The following is a 17,669-nucleotide window of genomic DNA, read 5'->3' on the forward strand; positions in this document are numbered from 1 at the left end:
GTCACCGCGCCGGACAGGCGGCAGCTGCAGTGGCTGCTGCGCACGGAGCTGGGCGACGGTCCGCTGGCGCTGCTGAAACTGCGCAACTTCAGGCTGCCGGCGCAGATATTCAGCGCCGGTGTCCCGGCAGCCGGCCGCACGGATGAAGAGGAATACGACGCGGGGAAGGTGAGTGAATAATGAACCCGGCGGCGGCCACGATCGTAGCGCCTGACGCTGGACAGAAATAAAAAAGAAAGAAGAAGTCATCAGCCAGGTCTGCCGATACTGGACAACGTGCAGCGCATTCTCTCAACTGGCGCGTCACTGCATTTACATCCTGACGGGAAACGATCGGCTTGATATGTCGAAAATCTTTCAGCAGATGCCCGGAGCGCGATGCCACGAATGTATGTCCGGTAGCAGGGGGCTTGTTCGCTATCTGAAACGGCGGCAGTATCTGTAAGCCTCTGCGCTGAACGAAACACCCCAATTTCACCCCGCTCGAAAAACAGGCATAAAAAAACCAGCCTTAAAAGGCTGGTTTTACTGGGATTATTTGGTCGGCACGAGAGGATTTGAACCTCCGACCCCCGACACCCCATGACGGTGCGCTACCAGGCTGCGCTACGTGCCGATTTGTGGGGAACAATATTACCCGTTCCCCGGGCGAATGCAAGCCGGGAAATGACTGATTGATTTATAAATAATCAATCAGTTAGCGATAAAGCGTTTTTCATCGGTCAGCACCTGCAGCAGCAAGCTGAGCTGCGGTTTTTGATCTTTAATTTTCTCGCCGTCGCTGTTCCATGTTCTGTAGGTACCGTTGTGATTGAGCACGACGGTAACCTTCGGCGTGGTAATAGCCAGCGTATCGCTATTGGCTGCGGTAACCCAGGCGCGGCGGCGGGCGGCGCTAAACAGGTCTTCACCTTGCGAATACTCATTCGCCGGTGTGGAGACGTGAAGTAAGCGCTGCATCAGCGTCGTCATCACGTCTTTATTATCGGTCAGCGTAGCGATCTCCTGGGCCGGGGTGCCAGGCCAATGGATCACCAACGGAACCTGAAGCTCTTCGCGCGACCAGCCAAACGCGTCATGCTGTGGGTTCAGCGGCATACCGTGGCCCGCCGTCACGATAACTACCGTGTTGTCCAGCTTGCCCGCTTCGCGCAGCGCATTCAGCACGCGACCAATTTGCGTATCGACCGCGCCAGCGGCGCTGGCGTAGCGCCGGACAAAGTTTTGCTGCTGCCCGTTATCCAGAGCGGTGCCGTTGAGCGCAACCCATGAGAACCAGCGGTTTTCGTCCTGGGCGTAGCGGTCCAGCCAGTTTATCCACTGGTTTGCCGTCTGCTCGTCGCTTTGCGCTTTCGCCGCCGGCAGCGAGAAATCGGACAGCAGCGCCTGGCGGTACAGCGGGCTGCTAAAACCGTCAGAAGAGAACAGGCCCAACTGGTAGCCCTGCTGATTCAGCGACGTAATCAGCGCTGCGGGGATACGCGCTGACAGGACGCCGTCCATATAGCTCGGCGAAATACCATAGAACAGGCCAAACATGCCGCTGTCGGCAGTGTTACCGGAGCTCATATGCTGGGTAAAGTTAACGTTTTCTTTCGCGAAGCCGGTCAGCGCTGGCATGTTTTGCTCAAAGCGCGAGTAGTTAAGATTATCGACGGTAATCAGCAGCACGTTATAACCGGTACCGAGATCGCGGTAACGCAGTTCGCTAAGCGGGTACTGCACCGAAACGGCTTCCGGCGCGCCTTGTTCTACCAGACGGCGCTGATAGTCCTGCGCGTCGAGCAGGCCGTGTTTTTCCAGAAAACGGCGCGCCGTCATTGGATAGGAAAGCGGCAGATTGGCCCGCTGCATGGTTATCGGGCGATAGAAATTGGCATCCGCCCAGATATAGACCAGGTGGCTACTGATAAAAGAAATAAAGAAGAACCACGCAACGGGCCGGGCATAGTGGCGGCGGCGCGTCAGGCTGCGCAGTTTCTGCCAGCTCCAGGTCGCAAAGAGCATTTCCAGAAGGAAGATGATCGGGACGCTGATAAACATCAGCTGCCAGTCGCGCGCCATCTCGTTCTGATCGGGGTTAATGACCAGTTCCCAGACAAAGGGATTAAGATGCAGGTGGAAACGGGTGAATACTTCGCTGTCGATCAACAGCAGCGTCATGCCGATGGTCGCGAGAACCACCGAGATAAAGCGCATTAAGCGCTGAGAGACAACGATAAACGTTAGCGGGAAAAGAATCAGCACATAGCTGGTAAAGACCAGGAAGCTGAAGTGACCAACGAGGCTGACGTACGAAAAAAGGCGCCCGGCAAGCGTCGTTGGCCAGTCGGCGACAAACAGATAGCGACTGCCGAGCGCCATAGCCAACAACATGTTGAAAAGGGCGAACCAGTGTCCCCAGCTGACCATCTGGGAGACTTTTTCTCGGTAGGGCTGACGAAGAGTCACCATATACTGTTGTTCGTTATCCTTAGTGCGCTGGATCGTCGTTGATAGATGACTGCAGCGCCTGGGCAAAAGAACGGGCGATGGCCTGACGCTGCGCCGGCGCGACGCTACTGTTAATCAGGTTAGTCACCATATTGCCCAATACCATCAGTGAAAGGTCAACGGGCGCTTTATGTGTTTCCAGAACGCTCGTCAGCTCGCTGAGCAGCTGTTCGACGTGTTCATCGCTATAGCGGGATAATTGCGGCATAAACTCAAAATCTGTTTGTTCGTGAAAGGGCAACATATTACCGTAGCAGAAGCTTTTTTTCCGCATTTTTTCGCCACGACGCAAAAGCGCGCGGCTTCGCTCGCAAAGAGTCACGCGGCGGTTGCGTCGTCGCCCCGGCGGTGGTTGAATACCGCCCGGTCTAAAAGGAGAGTTTAACATGAGTCTGGATATCGACCAGATTGCCCTGCATCAGTTAATCAAACGTGATGAACAAAATCTGGAACTGGTGCTGCGCGAATCGTTGCTGGAGCCGACGGCGACGGTTGTTGAGATGATGGCTGAGCTGCATCGTGTCTACAGCGCAAAAAATAAAGCCTATGGCCTGTTTACTGAAGAGAGCGAGCTGGCGCAGGCGCTGCGCGGGCAGCGTAAAGGCGAAGAAGAGTTCCTGCCGTTCAGCCGCGCCGCTACCGGGCGCCTGCGTGACGAACTGGCAAAATACCCTTTTGCTGAAGGCGGGATCGTGCTGTTTTGCCAGTATCGCTATCTGGCGGTGGAATACCTGATGGTGGCGGTGCTGAATAACTTAAGCAGCATGCGCGTCAACGAAGAGCTGGATATCAGCTCTACCCATTATCTGGATATCAATCACGCTGACATCGTGGCGCGTATTGATTTAACCGAATGGGAAACCAACCCGGAGTCAACGCGCTATTTGACCTTCCTGAAGGGGCGGGTAGGGCGCAAAGTGGCGGATTTCTTCATGGACTTCCTCGGCGCCAGCGAAGGGCTGAATGCGAAAGCGCAAAATCGCGGCCTGCTGCAGGCGCTGGATGATTTCGCCGCCGATGCGCAGCTGGACAAATCTGAACGTCAGAACGTACGTCAGCAGGTATACAGCTACTGCAACGAACAGCTGCAGGCCGGTGAGGAAATCGAACTGGAATCGCTGTCCAAAGAGCTGGCTGGCGTCAGCGAGAAGACCTTCCAGGAATTTACCGCCGAGCAAGGTTACGAGCTGGAAGAGAGCTTCCCGGCGGATCGCAGCACTTTGCGTCAGTTAACCAAGTTTGCCGGCAGCGGCGGCGGGTTAACTATCAACTTTGACGCTATGCTGCTGGGCGAGCGGGTGTTCTGGGATCCGGCTACGGATACCTTAACCATTAAAGGCACGCCGCCGAATCTGCGCGATCAGCTGCAGCGCCGCACTTCTGGCGGAAATTAAAATGCAAAATCCCGACGTGAGTCGGGATTTTTTTAGCGTCAGACCTGCCCTACAGCGCGTAGAGGATTTCCACCCCATTCAGGGTTAGCTGCTGTCGCAGCGCCTCGTCGAGAGTCGTATCCACGATCAGCGTACTGACGCCCCCCAGCTCGCCGATAGCAAAGGCCGAAGCGGAGTTCAGCTTTTCTTGCGACGCCATCACCACCGTTTCGGCTGCCCGTGCCGCAAGCGCGCGCTTGATGCCCGCTTCTTCATAATCACCGGTGGTTAATCCCGCCCGCGGGTGCACGCCGGTAACGCCCATGAAAAACAGATCGGCATTGATGCGGGAAATGCTTTCCAGGGCCGCAGCCCCGACGCTGACCACCGAATGCTTAAACAACCGGCCGCCGATCAAAATCACCTCGATAAGCGGTTTCTCCACCAGCGCGACGGCAATTCCCGGGCTATGGGTGACCACGGTACACGCGAGGTTATCGGGCAGCAGGCGCACCATCTCTCCGGTAGTCGTGCCTCCGTCGATAATCACCACCTGACCGGGCTGAATAAGCTCAACCGCGCGCTGGGCAATAGTTAGCTTTGAGGCCATCTGCACGTTCTTTCTTGTTTCAATAGGCGCGATGGCTTCGGATACCGGCAGCGCCCCGCCGTGCACGCGCTGCAGTTTGCCTTCCGCTGCCAGCTCCCGCAGATCCCGGCGAATAGAGTCTTCTGAGACGCTGAAGCGCTGGCTAAGATCGCCTGACATCACCTGTTTTTCCTCAGCGAGGATCTGCAAAATCTGCTGTTTTCTCTGGCTGGCAAGCATCAAAATACCTTCATGAGTGATCTTGTTTGTGCACGATTATGCATGTTATGTTGCTCGCTGTCACCTAAAAGGGGAAAAACATGCACGCTGACGCACCGCGCGTTCGCCATATCCGCGAAACGCTATTATCGGACAACTGGTACACGCTCAAGAAATATACCTTTGAACTACTGCGCCGTGACGGGCGCTGGCAGGAGCAGAGTCGGGAAGCTTACGATCGCGGCAACGGCGCGGTGATCCTGCTCTACAATCGTGAAAAGCAAACGGTAGTGCTGGTCCGTCAGTTTCGCTTTCCGGTATGGATTAACGGTCATGATGGGTTTTTGATCGAAGCCGCCGCAGGACTGCTGGATGACGCTTCTCCGGAAGAACGCATCGTTGCCGAGGCCGAAGAAGAGACCGGTTTTCGCGTCACCCGGATCGAGCCGGTATTTACCGCTTACATGAGTCCCGGTTCGGTGACGGAGAAGCTTTACTTTTTCATCGCTGAATACTCTGCCGACGATCGGCACAGCGACGGTGGCGGCCTGGCGACGGAGGGAGAAGATATCGAAGTGCTGGAGTGGCCGCTGGAAAAAGCGCTGCAGGCTATTCGCGAAGGAGAAATCGTCGATGCGAAAACGATTATGCTGTTGCAGCATCTCGAGCTGAATGCCTCAACGCTACTCGCCTAATAAACAAAACGCCCCGAACCTTGCGGAGCGGGGCGTTTGCCATACAACTTTCAGCGAGCGATTAAGCGCGAACGAAGTCGATGTGGGTCAGCTTCGGCTTGAACGGGTGACGCTGAACAGCCTGAGCTTTAACTTTCTCTTCTTTGCCATCAACAACGATGGTCAGAACTTCGTTGTAGAACTCTGCATTGGTCTGCATGTTCCACACTTTGTCGTGATCCAGTTCGATTGCTACTGGCGCAGCTTCGCCGCCATAGATGATGGCCGGGAATTTGTTAGCTGCACGCAGGCGGCGGCTCGCACCCTTACCCTGCTCTTTACGTACTTCTGCGTTGATAGTAAACATTGATGTCTCTCTATATATAAATCCTGCTACAGGCGACCCAGCAGCAGGCAGATTATCTGCTTCGCGAATGCAAAAGCGGGCGGCATTATAGCCGCCCTGCGTTTTTGCAGCAACCAAAACCTCAGTCCTGAGGACGATTAGCGCAGTTCGTTGGCCCGGCGGAATCGCCCCTGATAATCAAACACTTTCTCCCGGACCTGCCAGTATTGCCCCTTCATGCGGGCAACGACAAAGTCCGGGTGGCGCAGAAGCGCCTGCTGGGCGAGGATATCGGCAGGCGTTATCCAGCGCAGCGGCACGCCCGGCGTTCGGGTATGCGGTCGGATAAAGAGCTGCTCAAAGGCGGTACGCTGGGCGGGCGTATGCAGGCGGAAGCGCTCACTAACATCCGCGCCATCTTCATCGTAATAGGTGATTTTTAACCAGGCGCCTTTGTCATCCGCACCGTGCTGAAGAACCATACCGCTACAGCGCAGCACCAGCGCATCTTTGAGCTTCAGCGCGGCTTTCAGCATATCATCGGGGTCGACCAGAATGGTATCGCACTCGCGGCAGCGGCGGGCGGCGATATCGTTTTCCGCGTTACACTGCGGGCAGTTTTTAAAGCGAAAACGAAAATCGCACTGTTCACGATGGCCTTCGTCATCCTCAAACCAGCCCTGGCAGCGGCGGCCAAAGTGTTCAATCAGCGTGCCGTCAGCGGTAGTTTTTCCCCAGAAGGTATTGGCGAAACCGCATGCCGGACAAAAAACCTGGACCGGTACGTTGTCGCTTTTTCCTTTCGGCGTTCCCACTTCAGGGGCATACAGGTCGTGCGGATTGCCGGCGTAATCGAGAATCAGGCAGTCAGTTTTACCCGGCGCCAGGCGCAGGCCACGGCCGACGATCTGTTGGTAAAGGCTCACCGACTCGGTCGGGCGCAGGATGGCGATCAGATCGACATGCGGCGCATCAAAGCCGGTCGTCAACACCGCGACGTTAACCAGATAGCGGTACTGCTGCGCTTTAAACGCTTCGATGATGCGATCGCGCTCCGGCCCCGGCGTTTCACCGGTGATAAGAGCCGCCTCGCCCTGCGGAAGCAACCCGGTCACTTCACGGGCGTGTTCAACGGTGGCGGCGAAAATCATCACCCCTTTGCGCGTTTCGGCGAATTCAACGATTTGGCTGACGATATGCGGCGTGACGCGCTGCTGCTTTTTCAGCTCGTGATTCAGATCGGCTTCGCTGAACAGGCCGTTACTTTGCGCCTGTAAACGGCTGAAGTCGTATTGAACCACCGGCATGTCCAGCCGCTCCGGCGGCGTCAGGTAGCCATTCTTAATCATATAGCGCAGCGGCAGTTCATAAATGCAGTCGCGAAACAGCGCTTTTTCATCACCGCGCACCATGCCGTGATAGTGAAACTGATAAATCCAACCTTTACCCAGGCGAAACGGCGTTGCGGTCAGCCCCAGCAGGCGCAGATGCGGATTGACCTGCTGAAGGTGGCTGATAATCTGCTGATACTGGCTGTCATTATCGTCGCCGATGCGGTGACACTCGTCGACGATCAGCAGCGAGAACTCCCCCTGAAACTGGTCAAGGTTACGGGCTACCGACTGCACGCTGCCAAAGACCACTTTACCGTGGCTCTCTTTCCGTTTAAGGCCCGCGGCGAAAATATCCGCTTCCAGACCGAGCGCGCAATACTTGGCGTGGTTCTGCGCCACCAGCTCTTTTACGTGCGCCAGCACCAGCACGCGACCGCGCGCCAGGCGTGCGAGTTCAGCAATGACCAGGCTTTTACCTGCGCCTGTTGGCAGGACAATCGCGGCAGGTTCATGATGGCGGCGAAACCAGGCGAGCGTGGCGTCGACCGCCTCTTTTTGGTAGGGACGTAATGTAAATGTCATGAATTTATGGCGGTTAATTAACTCGCGAATAGTATGCCACGAATCTTTTCCCTTGAGTGGTGTTAATAGCCCGTTATACTACCCCATGAAATTCTTCTTTTTCGGGCGCGTTGCCCGCTCCAGCACTTGTACAGGCTAAAAAAATCTCATGCGACTTGATAAGTTTATCGCTCAGCAACTTGGCGTTAGTCGGGCTATTGCCGGGCGTGAAATCCGCGGCAGCCGCGTTACCGTGGACGGCGAAATTGTAAAAGACTCCTCCTTCAAGCTTCAGCCGGAGCATGACGTCGAGTATGACGGCAATACGCTGGTTCAGCAGAACGGCCCGCGCTACTTTATGCTCAACAAGCCGCAGGGTTACGTTTGTTCTACCGACGATCCGGATCATCCGACGGTACTCTATTTCCTCGATGAGCCGGTGGCGCACAAGCTGCATGCTGCCGGTCGTCTGGATATCGACACCACCGGTCTGGTGCTGATGACCGACGATGGTCAGTGGTCGCACCGCATTACGTCTCCGCGCCACCATTGCGAAAAAACCTATCTGGTGACGCTGGAAAATCCGGTTGATGACTCCACTGCCGGGCAGTTTGCTAAAGGCGTTCAGCTGCATAATGAGAAAGAGCTGACCAGGCCTGCGGTGCTGGAAGTGGTGACACCGACCGAAGTCCGCCTGACCATTAGCGAAGGGCGTTACCATCAGGTTAAGCGGATGTTTGCCGCCGTGGGGAATCATGTGGTTGGCCTGCATCGCGAACGCATTGGCGACATTGCGCTGGATGCTTCGCTGGCGCCGGGTGAATATCGTCCGCTGACGGCAGAAGAAGTCGCCAGCGTCGGTGGCCAACATGCGCGGAGTAAAACGTGACGGCAAAGCAGAATTCTTCATTAGGGATTGTGTTTATTCTTGGCCTGCTGGCCATGTTAATGCCGCTGTCGATTGATATGTATCTTCCGGCGCTGCCGGTGATTGCGGCCCAGTTTAATGTGCCGGACGGCAGCGCGCAGATGACGCTCAGTACCTATATTCTGGGCTTTGCGCTGGGCCAGCTTTTATATGGCCCGATGGCGGATAGTCTTGGCCGTAAACCGGTGATACTAGGCGGGACGCTCATTTTTGCCGCGGCGGCGGTGGCCTGCGCGCTGTCGCAGACTATCGATATGCTGATTACCATGCGCTTTTTCCACGGCCTGGCAGCCGCAGCGGCAAGCGTGGTGATTAACGCCCTGATGCGCGATATCTATCCCAAGGAAGAGTTCTCGCGGATGATGTCGTTCGTCATGCTGGTCACCACCGTTGCGCCGCTGGTGGCGCCGATGGTCGGCGGAGCGGTGCTGGTATGGTTTAGCTGGCATGCGATCTTCTGGATCCTCGCGCTGGCGGCCCTGTTAGCGTCGGCGATGATCGCATTTTTCATTAGCGAAACCCTGCCGCCGGAACGGCGACAGAAATTTCATATTCGCACTACGCTTGGCAACTTCGCCACCCTGTTTCGCCATAAGCGCGTGCTGAGTTATATGCTGGCAAGCGGATTTAGCTTTGCCGGGATGTTCTCGTTTCTGAGCGCTGGCCCGTTTGTCTATATCAATATCAACCACGTTTCACCGCAGCACTTTGGCTACTATTTTGCGCTGAACGTGGTTTTCCTGTTTGTCATGACTATGATCAACAGCCGGTTTGTGCGGCGGGTTGGGGCGCTGAATATGTTCCGCGCGGGGCTGTGGATCCAGTTTGCGATGGCGGTATGGATGGTGGTGTGCGCGCTGTTTGACGTCGGCTTCTGGGCGCTGGTGTTTGGCGTGGCGGCTTTCATCGGCTGCGTTTCGATGGTCTCCTCCAACGCGATGGCGGTTATTCTCGATGAGTTTCCGCATATGGCCGGGACGGCCTCCTCGCTGGCTGGGACGTTCCGCTTTGGGATTGGCGCTATTGTCGGCGCGCTGCTGTCGATGGCGACCTTTACCACGGCCTGGCCAATGCTGATTTCCATCGCCTTCTGCGCCAGCAGCTCTATTCTGTTCTACCTCTATGCCAGTCGGCGGCGAAAAGCCGCACGATAAGCGACTTCCAGGGGGCGATATCGCCCCCTTTTTTGATACATATCAACCGAAACCGGCTTCTCTGTTCAGCAATTTGTTTCTTTTATGTAAAATCAAATCGCTCAATTAGTCGCATTATTGCGATAAAAAAGTTGTTTTAGATCACAGAAACGGGTACATATAGCCCGAAGATGTTCACTCTGCACAATTATAAACTTTTATATTACAAACCACTAACACGGCTATGCCGCTGGTGTAAGCGTTTTCGGTGCAGGAACAGGACTAATTGTCAATAATGTGTTAGTATTGTTGTAAAATTATTGTGAAGTATTTTGCTTCCGGGGAAAACACGTGAATACACTGCAACTCTCTATCGTACACCGTCTGCCGCAGAGCTATCGCTGGCTGGCCGGTTTTGCAGGTTCAAGAGTTGAACCGATTCCGCAAAACGGCGCTCAGAGCGAAAATAGCCTTGTGGCGTTGAAATTACTTAGCCCCGATGGCGATAAGGCCTGGCCGGTTATGCATAAACTCAGCCAGGCGCTGAGCGACATCGAAGTCGACAGTTCCGTTGTTGAATGCGAGGGCGAACCGTGCCTGTTTGTTAATCGTCAGGACGAATTCGCGGCAACCTGCCGGCTGAAAAATTTCGGCGTGGCGATTGCAGAACCGTTCTCCGGCAACAACCCATTCTGACCGTCAGCTTAACGCCAGCAGCTGACGGGTATACTCCTGTTGCGGAGCGGTAAACACGCGTTCGCACTCACCCTGCTCGACGACCTCTCCCTGCCGCAGCACCATTACCTGATGACAAAGCGCACGCACGACGCGCAAATCATGGCTGATGAAAATATAGGCCAGCTGATGCTTTTGCTGTAGCGCCTTCAGCAGCGCCAGAATTTGCGCCTGCACGGTTTTATCCAGCGAAGAGGTGGGCTCATCCAGCACGATTAGCTGCGGTTTGACGACCAGCGCCCTGGCGATAGCGATGCGCTGGCGCTGTCCGCCGGAGAAAGCGGCAGGGTAGCGATGCCGGGATTGCGGATCGAGACCGACCTCCTGCATCGCCTGAATCACCGCCTGCTCTCGCTCGGCCGGCGTGAGCGTTGGCTGATGGACGCGCAATCCTTCTTCAATAATTTGCAGAACGTTAAGCCGTGGGTTTAGCGATGAGTTGGGATCCTGAAAGACTACCTGCATGCGTCGACGCAGCGGCAGCATCTGCCGACGGCTGCGCCCCTGAAGCGTCTCGCCGTCAAAGACGATTGCGCCTTCAGAATGAATCAGGCGCAGCAGCGCCAGCCCTGTAGTACTCTTGCCCGATCCGGATTCGCCGACCAGACCCAGCGTTTCTCCCGCGCGCAATTGAAAGCTGAGGGCGTTAACCACGCGATTATGATCGACCACCCGCCGCAGAAGCCCTTTGCGGATCGGAAAGGCGATACTTAAGTTTTCCGCCCGCAGTAATTCTGGCGCATCCGGCGCGAGGGGCACGGGATCGCCCGACGGCTCGCTGTCCAGCAGGCGGCGGGTGTAAGGGTGTTCGGCAGCGGAGAATAGTGCCCGGCAGCCGTTTTGCTCCACGCAGCGGCCGTTCTGCATCACCGCGACGCGATCGGCAAGCTGACGAACGATGCTCAGGTTATGGGTGATAAACAGCAGCCCCATATTTAACTCTTGCTTGAGTTCGCGCAGCAGCGCGAGGATTTGCGCCTGTACCGACACGTCCAGCGCGGTCGTGGGTTCGTCGGCGATGAGCAGCTCCGGACGAGTCAACAGCGCCATGGCGATCATTACCCGCTGGCGTTCGCCGCCGGAGAGCTGGTGCGGGTAGTCGGCCAGACGCCGCAGCGCATTGCGGATCCCAACGCGATCCAGACAGTCGAGGATCTCTCCGCGCGCCGCTTCTTTACGCATCCCGCGATGCAAAGAGAGCACTTCGTAGAGCTGTTTTTCGAGGGTATGCAGCGGATTGAGTGAAACCATCGGCTCCTGAAAAATCATCGCGATGCGGTTGCCGCGCACGCCGCGCAGCGTATGTTCATCGGCGTGTAGCAGCGACTGGCCGTGAAAGCGGATATCCCCTGCGGGGTAGCTGACCGGCGGCGAGGGCAGCAGCCGCAGTATCGACAGCGCGGAAACGCTCTTACCGGAGCCGGATTCGCCCACCAGCGCCAGGGTTTCACCGACCGCAATGCGGAGCGACAGCTCGCTGACCACGGTGGTGGTTTCCCCCTGCTGGCGAAAGGCGATGGAAAGGTTGTCGATATCTAACAGAGGTTGCGTCATGCTACACCGCCTTGCTTGGGTCAAAAGCGTCGCGAACCGCTTCACCGATAAAAATCAATAACGTCAGCAGGAGCGCTACCGACAGAAAGGCGGCGATGCCCAGCCACGGCGCCTGAAGATTATTTTTACCCTGCAACAGCAGCTCGCCCAGCGAAGGAGAGCCCAGCGGCAGGCCGAAGCCGAGGAAGTCCAGCGAGGTCAGAGTCGTAATCGAACTGCACAGAATAAACGGCAGGAAGGTCAGGGTGGCGACCATAGCGTTAGGCAGCATATGGCGCAGAATAATGGCGCGATCGCTAACGCCGAGCGCCTGCGCGGCGCGGATATAATCATAGTTGCGGGTGCGCAGAAACTCGGCGCGGACGACCCCGACCAGCGTCATCCAGCCGAACAGCACGGTAATGGCCAGCAGCCACCAGAAATTGGCCTGCACGACGCTCGAAAGCAGGATAATCAGAAACAGGGTCGGCATCCCCGACCAGACCTCGATAAAGCGCTGTCCCCAGAGATCAATCTTTCCGCCGTAATATCCCTGAACGGCGCCGGCCATCACCCCCAGCACGCTGGAGAAGAAGGTCAGCAGCAGGCCAAAGAGAATGGAAATGCGCGTGCCGTACAGAATACGCGCCAGCACGTCGCCGCCGTTGGCATCGGTGCCCAGCCAGTTCAGCCTTGACGGCGGCGAAGGGAAGGGGGTTTCGGTGGCGAAATTAATGGTCGTTGCGCCGAAGCGAACCGGCGCCCACAGGGCCCAGCCGTTATCGTCCAGCCGTTTTTGCAGCCACGGGTCCTGATAGTCGGCGGCAGTAGCAAAGCGGCCGCCGAAGGTGCTCTCGCTATAGTTTTTTAATAACGGTACGTAGAGACTGCCGCGGTACTGCACCAGCAGCGGTTTATCGTTAGCAATCAGCTCGGCGCACAGGCTGCAGGCGAAAATGACTAAGAATAACCAAAGCGACCAGTAGCCGCGGCGGTTGTGGCGAAAGCGCGCCCAGCGGGCCTGATTGACGGGACTGAAAAATGACATTAGCGGCCCTCAAAATCGATACGCGGATCGACCAGCGTATAGCTGATGTCGCTGATGATATTCAGCAGCAGGCCAATCAGGGTAAAAATATACAGCGTGCCGAACATGACCGGGTAATCACGAGATACCGTAGCTTCATAGCCCAGCAGCCCCAGTCCGTTCAGCGAGAACATCACTTCAATCAGCAGCGAGCCGGTAAAAAACATGCTGATAAAGGTGGCCGGGAAACCGGCGATCACCAGCAGCATCGCGTTGCGAAATACGTGGCCCCACAGGATCTGCTTTTCGCTAACGCCCTTTGCGCGAGCGGTGACGACGTACTGCTTGCGAATTTCGTCGAGAAAGCTGTTTTTGGTGAGCATGGTGAGGGCGGCAAAACCGCCGATCACCGTGGCCAGCACCGGTAGGGTGATATGCCAGAGATAGTCGAGGATTTTTTGATACCACGGCAGGCTGTCGAAGTTGGCTGACACCAGCCCGCGCAGCGGAAAGAGATCGAAATAGCTGCCGCCGGCAAAGATAACGATCAACAAAATGGCGAACAGAAAGGCCGGGATCGCATAGCCGATAATAATCAGCGTACTGCTCCAGACGTCAAAATGGCTGCCGTTGCTGACCGCTTTGCGGATCCCCAGCGGGATCGACACCAGATAGATGATGAGCGTGCTCCACAAGCCCAGCGAGATAGAGACCGGCAGGCTGTCCCCGATCAGCTGCACGACCGATGAGCTGCGAAACAGGCTGTCGCCAAAATCAAAGCGCAGGTAGTCGCCGATCATTTTAAAATAGCGCTCGTGGAGAGGCTTATCAAAGCCGTAGCGGTGGGTTATCTCGGCGATGACTTCCGGGTCCAGCCCGCGCCCACCTCGATAGTGGCCGTCGCTGATGTTGCTGACGCCGGTACGCGCATGGCTGGCGGCCATCCCGCCGTCTCCGGCTCCGGGCAGACCGCCGCGATCGCCGAACTCTATCGCCGCAATCGCTTGATCGACCGGGCCGCCGGGAGCGATTTGCACAATGAAAAAGTTAATGGTGATAATCGCCCACAGGGTGGGGACGATGAGCAGTAGTCGGCGGAGCAGATATGCACCCATCTTAATTCCTTAACGTCTGTCCGCGGGAAGTCTGGCCGCTTTGTTGGCGTCGTACCACCAGTTTTCGAAACCGGATGAGTAAATCGCGCGAGTCTTCGGGAAGGAGAATTTATCCCAGTAGGCGGTGCGATCCTGCGCCATATACCACATCGGCAGCATGTAATAGTTCCAGGTCAGCACGCGGTCGAGGGCCCGGCCCAGCGGCAGCAGTTTTTCCTTGTTGCCCTGCCAGCGAATGATCTGCGCAATAAGCTGGTCGACGGCCGGGCTTTGAACCCCTGAGGCGTTATAGCTGGAATTAATATATTCCGAATCCCAGGAGATTTGCAGGCCGGTGTCGGGCCAGGGCGACGCGCGCCAGACGTTTGGCATCATGTCGTAATCCCGGCTGCGCTTGCGGTTACTGTACTGGGAGTTATCGACCTGGCGAATGTCCATAACGATGCCGAGCCGCTGAAGATTGTGCTGAAAGGGCAGTACCCAGCGATCGCTGCTGCCGGAGGGGAGCAGCAGCTCAAAGCGTAACGGTTTGCCGCTCTGCGCGTTTACCCGCCGCTGGTTTTTCACTATCCATCCCGCCTGGTTGAGGATGGCATCCGCTTTGAGTAAATTCTCCCGCGCAAAACCATCGCCGCTGGAAACCGGCGGCCGGTAAATCTGCGTGAAGACTTCGGCCGGGATCTCTTTTTTCAGCGGCGTCAGCAGGGCGAGCTCGTCGGCATCAGGATAATCGCGCGCCGCGTATTCGGTATTCTGAAAGAAGCTGTTGGCGCGGCTGTAGGAGTGATAGAACAGCGCCTTATTCATCCATTCAAAATCAAAGGCGAGGGTGATGGCCTCGCGAATCCGGCGGTCGGCAAATATCGGGCGCTGAATATTAAAGGCCAGCCACTGGGTATTTTGCGCCGAGGTATTGGTGTATTCGTCTTTAACGATATAGCCGTGGCTAAAGTTGCGCCCGACGTAGCGGGTCGCCCAGTTTTTGGCGACGTTCTCTTCCCGACGATCGACGGCGCCGGCCTTAAAGGCTTCGAAGGCGACATTGTCATCAAGGTAATAATCGTAGCGTAGCGTATCGAAATTCCAGCGCCCGCGGTTGACCGGTAAATCGGCGGCCCAGTAGTCCTTCACGCGGGAATAGGTGATGTACTGGCCCATGCGCCAGGCGGTAATGCGGTAGGGGCCGCTGGCCAGCGGTGGAGCGGAGAGCGGGTCGCTGAGTTTATGGTTTTTCCAGAATTTTTCCGGCATCACCGGTAGCGTCATCAGGCTAAGCATGTTCTCTTTGCCTGGTTTGGCTAACTCAATGCGAACGGTTAGCGGGGCGATAGCTTTAACGGTAGTGCCTTTATAATAGAGACGAAACTGCGGCACCCCTTCGGTCATAAACTTCTGGAAGGTAAAAGCGACATCGCTGGCGGTGATGGGACTGCCGTCGTGATAGCGGGCGTGCGGATTGAGCGTAATCTCCATCCATGAAAAATCATCGGCATAGCGCGTATGCTCGGCAATCAGCGGGTAGTAACTGCCGGGCTCATCGTCAGAGGTGGTGAACAGCGTATCGTATAGCGCTTCGGTTCGAATACCCGGATTACCGCGCAGGGCGTAGCGGTTGAAATTATCAAAGGTACCGATAGCCGCAAGGGTAATCGCGCCGCCTTTAGGCGCGGCGGGATTCACATAATCGTAGTGGTCAAAACCCGCGGCGTACTTCGGCTGGCCGATAATCGCGAACGTATCGCTCGTCAGAATAGTTTGCGCCCGGCTGTGCAGGCTAAATAAGGTCAGCAGTATCAGGCTGATGCGGGCAAACATAACCAGGGTATCGTCCTCCAATGACAGGCCTGAAGTGGCCTGACCTCTGATAGCAAATAATAAAGGACACTTAGCGGGTTGGGAAATATTTCGCCGGCTGCGCGTGGGCGGCGATCAGCGCTTCCAGCGTCAGCGGGCGACTTAACCAGTAGCCCTGCAAAAAGTTTACGCCATGATCGCGCAGCCATTCCGCCTGTTCCTGCGTTTCCACGCCTTCGGCAACGGTAGCGAGCTTCAGGCGGCGGCTTAGAGTGATGACGGCATCGAGCACCGGCGAGGTCACGGTCTCCGTCCCGATAGCCTGTACGAAGCCGCGATCAATCTTCAGGTAATCAAAGCTAAAGCGCTCCAGATAGATGAGCGCGCTATGGCCGGTACCAAAATCATCAATCGCGATTTCAAAACCCTGCTCGTGCAGCCAGTCGAAGTTCTCTAATGAACGATTTTTATCGATCATCGCGCGCTCGGTGATCTCCAGTACCAGCTTAAAGTGGTCGGCTGGCATGGCGGCGGCGAAGTGCTTAAGGTCCTGCTGAAAGCTCTCTGCGTGCAGATGAAGGGGGGAAATATTGATCCCAAGCTTGATCCCTGCGGGCAGGAGCGTCTGCAAAACAGGCGCATCGTGCGCAATCAGTTTTAAGAGGTGGCGAGTAAGCGGAATGATGATCTGCTGGGTTTCCGCAAGATTAATAAAGACGTCAGGGGGGATCTCTCCGGCCACCGGATGTTTCCAGCGCATCAGTACCTCAACGCCGCTGATCTGCAACGTTTCTGATTTCACCACCGGCTGATAGACCAGGTAAAACTGATCGTTTTTGATCGCCAGCAGCAGCTCCTTTCGCGGGTCTGATTTTATCGTGAGAATGTAATAGCTTAACAGTCCGGCCAGCAGCCCGCACACCACCCCCAGCAGCAGGGCAAACTGCGTATTCTCCGCCAGCCAGCTGTTAGCATAGAGATAGATTTTCAACGGTAAACCCTCAATCTGCGTCTGGCGAATAGGCGGCGAGAGCAGGGTCTGCGGGTCGATAAGCTTGTTGCTGAAGGTCGAGATCGCGGTGTGCTTAATGGACAGCGCCAGGCCGCTGAAATCATTCTGCCGTGAGGAGTAGAGTATATAGGGTGTCAGATTCGCATTGATCGAGACAAAAACGCCGTCTTTACCGCCGTGCGGGCTACGAACCCACATCGCCAGCGCCGCGCTTTTCGGCATCATGGGCGTACCGGGAAGGATCGCCATATCCACCGCTTGAGTGATATCCAGCTGTGGAATGAGCTGGTTAAAAGGTGTGTTCATTGCACCGGTGGCGGAGGAGCAAAACGCAATACCATTTTTAACCAGCAGGAAAGCGCGTACGTTTGGGCTGAATGCCGCATGGGCGGTTAATCCGGAATCGATATTTTCGCAGGGCTGACTCACCAGCGGCTGTAGTCCCGCAATCGTCTGGTCTAAATCGTGAAAATAGCCCGTCAGATAAGCATGAACATTGTTGATGATAACGTCGAAACGCTCCGCGCGGTTGTGATAGATCACCATAAACTGGATGCTACCGGCCAGCAGGGCGACGGCTATGCCAACGCATATGCTGGTTAGCCAGATTTTTCGCCGGGGAGAGAGGTGACGGGTAGGCATAGGCTCCAGGCAGTCCGTGTGGTTGATTCGCGCAATGCGCTAACAGAAACATGCTTTTTCTGTCGTCGCTTCAAGAGATAGCCTATTTTACGAAGTTTATTGGCTGGCGAGCAAAAAAAAACACTGCTTCAGCAGTGTTTTGTTTCTTCCGTTGGCCAAGG

General features: G+C 56.1%; 16 protein-coding genes and 1 tRNA gene. 6 read left to right on the top strand and 11 right to left on the bottom strand.

What is annotated here, in order from left to right; genetic code table 11:
* The coding region (locus KO1_RS00005) for a hypothetical protein (RefSeq protein ID WP_148719758.1) at positions 1-180 on the top strand (180 nt) is incomplete at its 5' end.
* 359 nt (positions 181-539) lie between these two features.
* Here the strand turns inward: KO1_RS00005 and KO1_RS00010 are convergent.
* The 3 genes from KO1_RS00010 to KO1_RS00020 all read right to left on the bottom strand — a co-directional run bounded on the left by KO1_RS00010 (position 540) and on the right by KO1_RS00020 (position 2,701).
* Positions 540-616 (bottom strand) — tRNA-Pro (locus KO1_RS00010).
* 77 nt (positions 617-693) lie between these two features.
* On the bottom strand, positions 694-2,454 hold the full coding sequence (yejM, locus tag KO1_RS00015; protein ID WP_004114147.1) for an LPS biosynthesis-modulating metalloenzyme YejM: 1,761 nt from the start codon (positions 2,452-2,454) through the stop codon (positions 694-696).
* 19 nt (positions 2,455-2,473) lie between these two features.
* Positions 2,474-2,701 carry a YejL family protein gene (locus tag KO1_RS00020; RefSeq protein WP_004133900.1) on the bottom strand — a complete coding sequence of 76 codons (228 nt, stop codon included), beginning with the start codon at positions 2,699-2,701 and terminating at the stop codon, positions 2,474-2,476.
* 178 nt (positions 2,702-2,879) lie between these two features.
* Here KO1_RS00020 and yejK point away from each other — a divergent pair, with 178 nt between their 5' ends.
* On the top strand, positions 2,880-3,887 hold the full coding sequence (gene yejK / locus KO1_RS00025) for a nucleoid-associated protein YejK (protein WP_004114145.1): 1,008 nt from the start codon (positions 2,880-2,882) through the stop codon (positions 3,885-3,887).
* Positions 3,888-3,936: 49 nt separating this feature from the next.
* On the opposite strand, the gene KO1_RS00030 is transcribed toward yejK, so the two are convergent.
* A complete protein-coding gene (locus KO1_RS00030; protein WP_004103958.1) occupies positions 3,937-4,695 on the bottom strand; it encodes a DeoR/GlpR family DNA-binding transcription regulator in 759 nt (252 codons plus the stop codon).
* An 80-nt stretch (positions 4,696-4,775) separates the two neighbouring features.
* Here KO1_RS00030 and KO1_RS00035 point away from each other — a divergent pair, with 80 nt between their 5' ends.
* Positions 4,776-5,369, top strand: coding sequence for an NUDIX domain-containing protein (locus KO1_RS00035; RefSeq protein ID WP_004103956.1), 594 nt, complete (start codon positions 4,776-4,778; stop codon positions 5,367-5,369).
* A gap of 61 nt (positions 5,370-5,430) precedes the next feature.
* Here the strand turns inward: KO1_RS00035 and rplY are convergent, their stop codons facing one another.
* The gene (gene rplY, locus KO1_RS00040; RefSeq protein WP_004114143.1) at positions 5,431-5,715 is read right to left on the bottom strand and encodes a 50S ribosomal protein L25; all 285 of its coding nucleotides are present in this window, start codon (positions 5,713-5,715) and stop codon (positions 5,431-5,433) included.
* A 137-nt stretch (positions 5,716-5,852) separates the two neighbouring features.
* Positions 5,853-7,610 carry a DNA repair helicase RadD gene (gene radD / locus KO1_RS00045; protein WP_004103954.1) on the bottom strand — a complete coding sequence of 586 codons (1,758 nt, stop codon included), beginning with the start codon at positions 7,608-7,610 and terminating at the stop codon, positions 5,853-5,855.
* Positions 7,611-7,758: 148 nt separating this feature from the next.
* Here radD and rsuA point away from each other — a divergent pair, with 148 nt between their 5' ends.
* From rsuA to KO1_RS00060, 3 genes are all read left to right on the top strand, one after another.
* A complete protein-coding gene (rsuA, locus tag KO1_RS00050) occupies positions 7,759-8,478 on the top strand; it encodes a 16S rRNA pseudouridine(516) synthase RsuA (RefSeq protein WP_004103953.1) in 720 nt (239 codons plus the stop codon).
* Positions 8,475-9,671 (top strand): Bcr/CflA family multidrug efflux MFS transporter, encoded by a 1,197-nt coding sequence (locus tag KO1_RS00055; RefSeq protein WP_004103952.1) that lies wholly within the window; start codon positions 8,475-8,477, stop codon positions 9,669-9,671. Before rsuA ends, KO1_RS00055 begins: the two co-directional genes overlap by 4 nt.
* A 330-nt stretch (positions 9,672-10,001) precedes the next feature.
* Positions 10,002-10,346, top strand: a complete 345-nt coding sequence (locus KO1_RS00060) for a YejG family protein (protein WP_004103951.1) — start codon at positions 10,002-10,004, stop codon at positions 10,344-10,346.
* 3 nt (positions 10,347-10,349) lie between these two features.
* Here the strand turns inward: KO1_RS00060 and yejF are convergent, their stop codons facing one another.
* The 5 genes from yejF to pdeN form a co-directional block, all read right to left on the bottom strand.
* Positions 10,350-11,939, bottom strand: coding sequence for a microcin C ABC transporter ATP-binding protein YejF (gene yejF / locus KO1_RS00065; RefSeq protein ID WP_032728560.1), 1,590 nt, complete (start codon positions 11,937-11,939; stop codon positions 10,350-10,352).
* Position 11,940: 1 nt separating this feature from the next.
* The gene (locus tag KO1_RS00070) at positions 11,941-12,966 is read right to left on the bottom strand and encodes a microcin C ABC transporter permease (RefSeq protein ID WP_004103948.1); all 1,026 of its coding nucleotides are present in this window, start codon (positions 12,964-12,966) and stop codon (positions 11,941-11,943) included.
* Complete coding sequence (locus KO1_RS00075) at positions 12,966-14,060, bottom strand: microcin C ABC transporter permease YejB (RefSeq protein WP_049592917.1); 1,095 nt, start codon at positions 14,058-14,060, stop codon at positions 12,966-12,968. Before KO1_RS00075 ends, KO1_RS00070 begins: the two co-directional genes overlap by 1 nt.
* A gap of 9 nt (positions 14,061-14,069) precedes the next feature.
* The gene (locus tag KO1_RS00080) at positions 14,070-15,875 is read right to left on the bottom strand and encodes an extracellular solute-binding protein (RefSeq protein ID WP_049593495.1); all 1,806 of its coding nucleotides are present in this window, start codon (positions 15,873-15,875) and stop codon (positions 14,070-14,072) included.
* A 70-nt stretch (positions 15,876-15,945) separates the two neighbouring features.
* The gene (pdeN, locus tag KO1_RS00085) at positions 15,946-17,508 is read right to left on the bottom strand and encodes a cyclic di-3',5'-guanosine monophosphate phosphodiesterase PdeN (protein WP_004103944.1); all 1,563 of its coding nucleotides are present in this window, start codon (positions 17,506-17,508) and stop codon (positions 15,946-15,948) included.
* Between the last annotated feature and the right edge of the window lie 161 nt (positions 17,509-17,669).

The sequence above is a fragment of the Klebsiella oxytoca NBRC 105695 genome, assembly GCF_001598695.1.
GTDB classification, from domain to species: Bacteria; Pseudomonadota; Gammaproteobacteria; order Enterobacterales; family Enterobacteriaceae; genus Klebsiella; species Klebsiella oxytoca.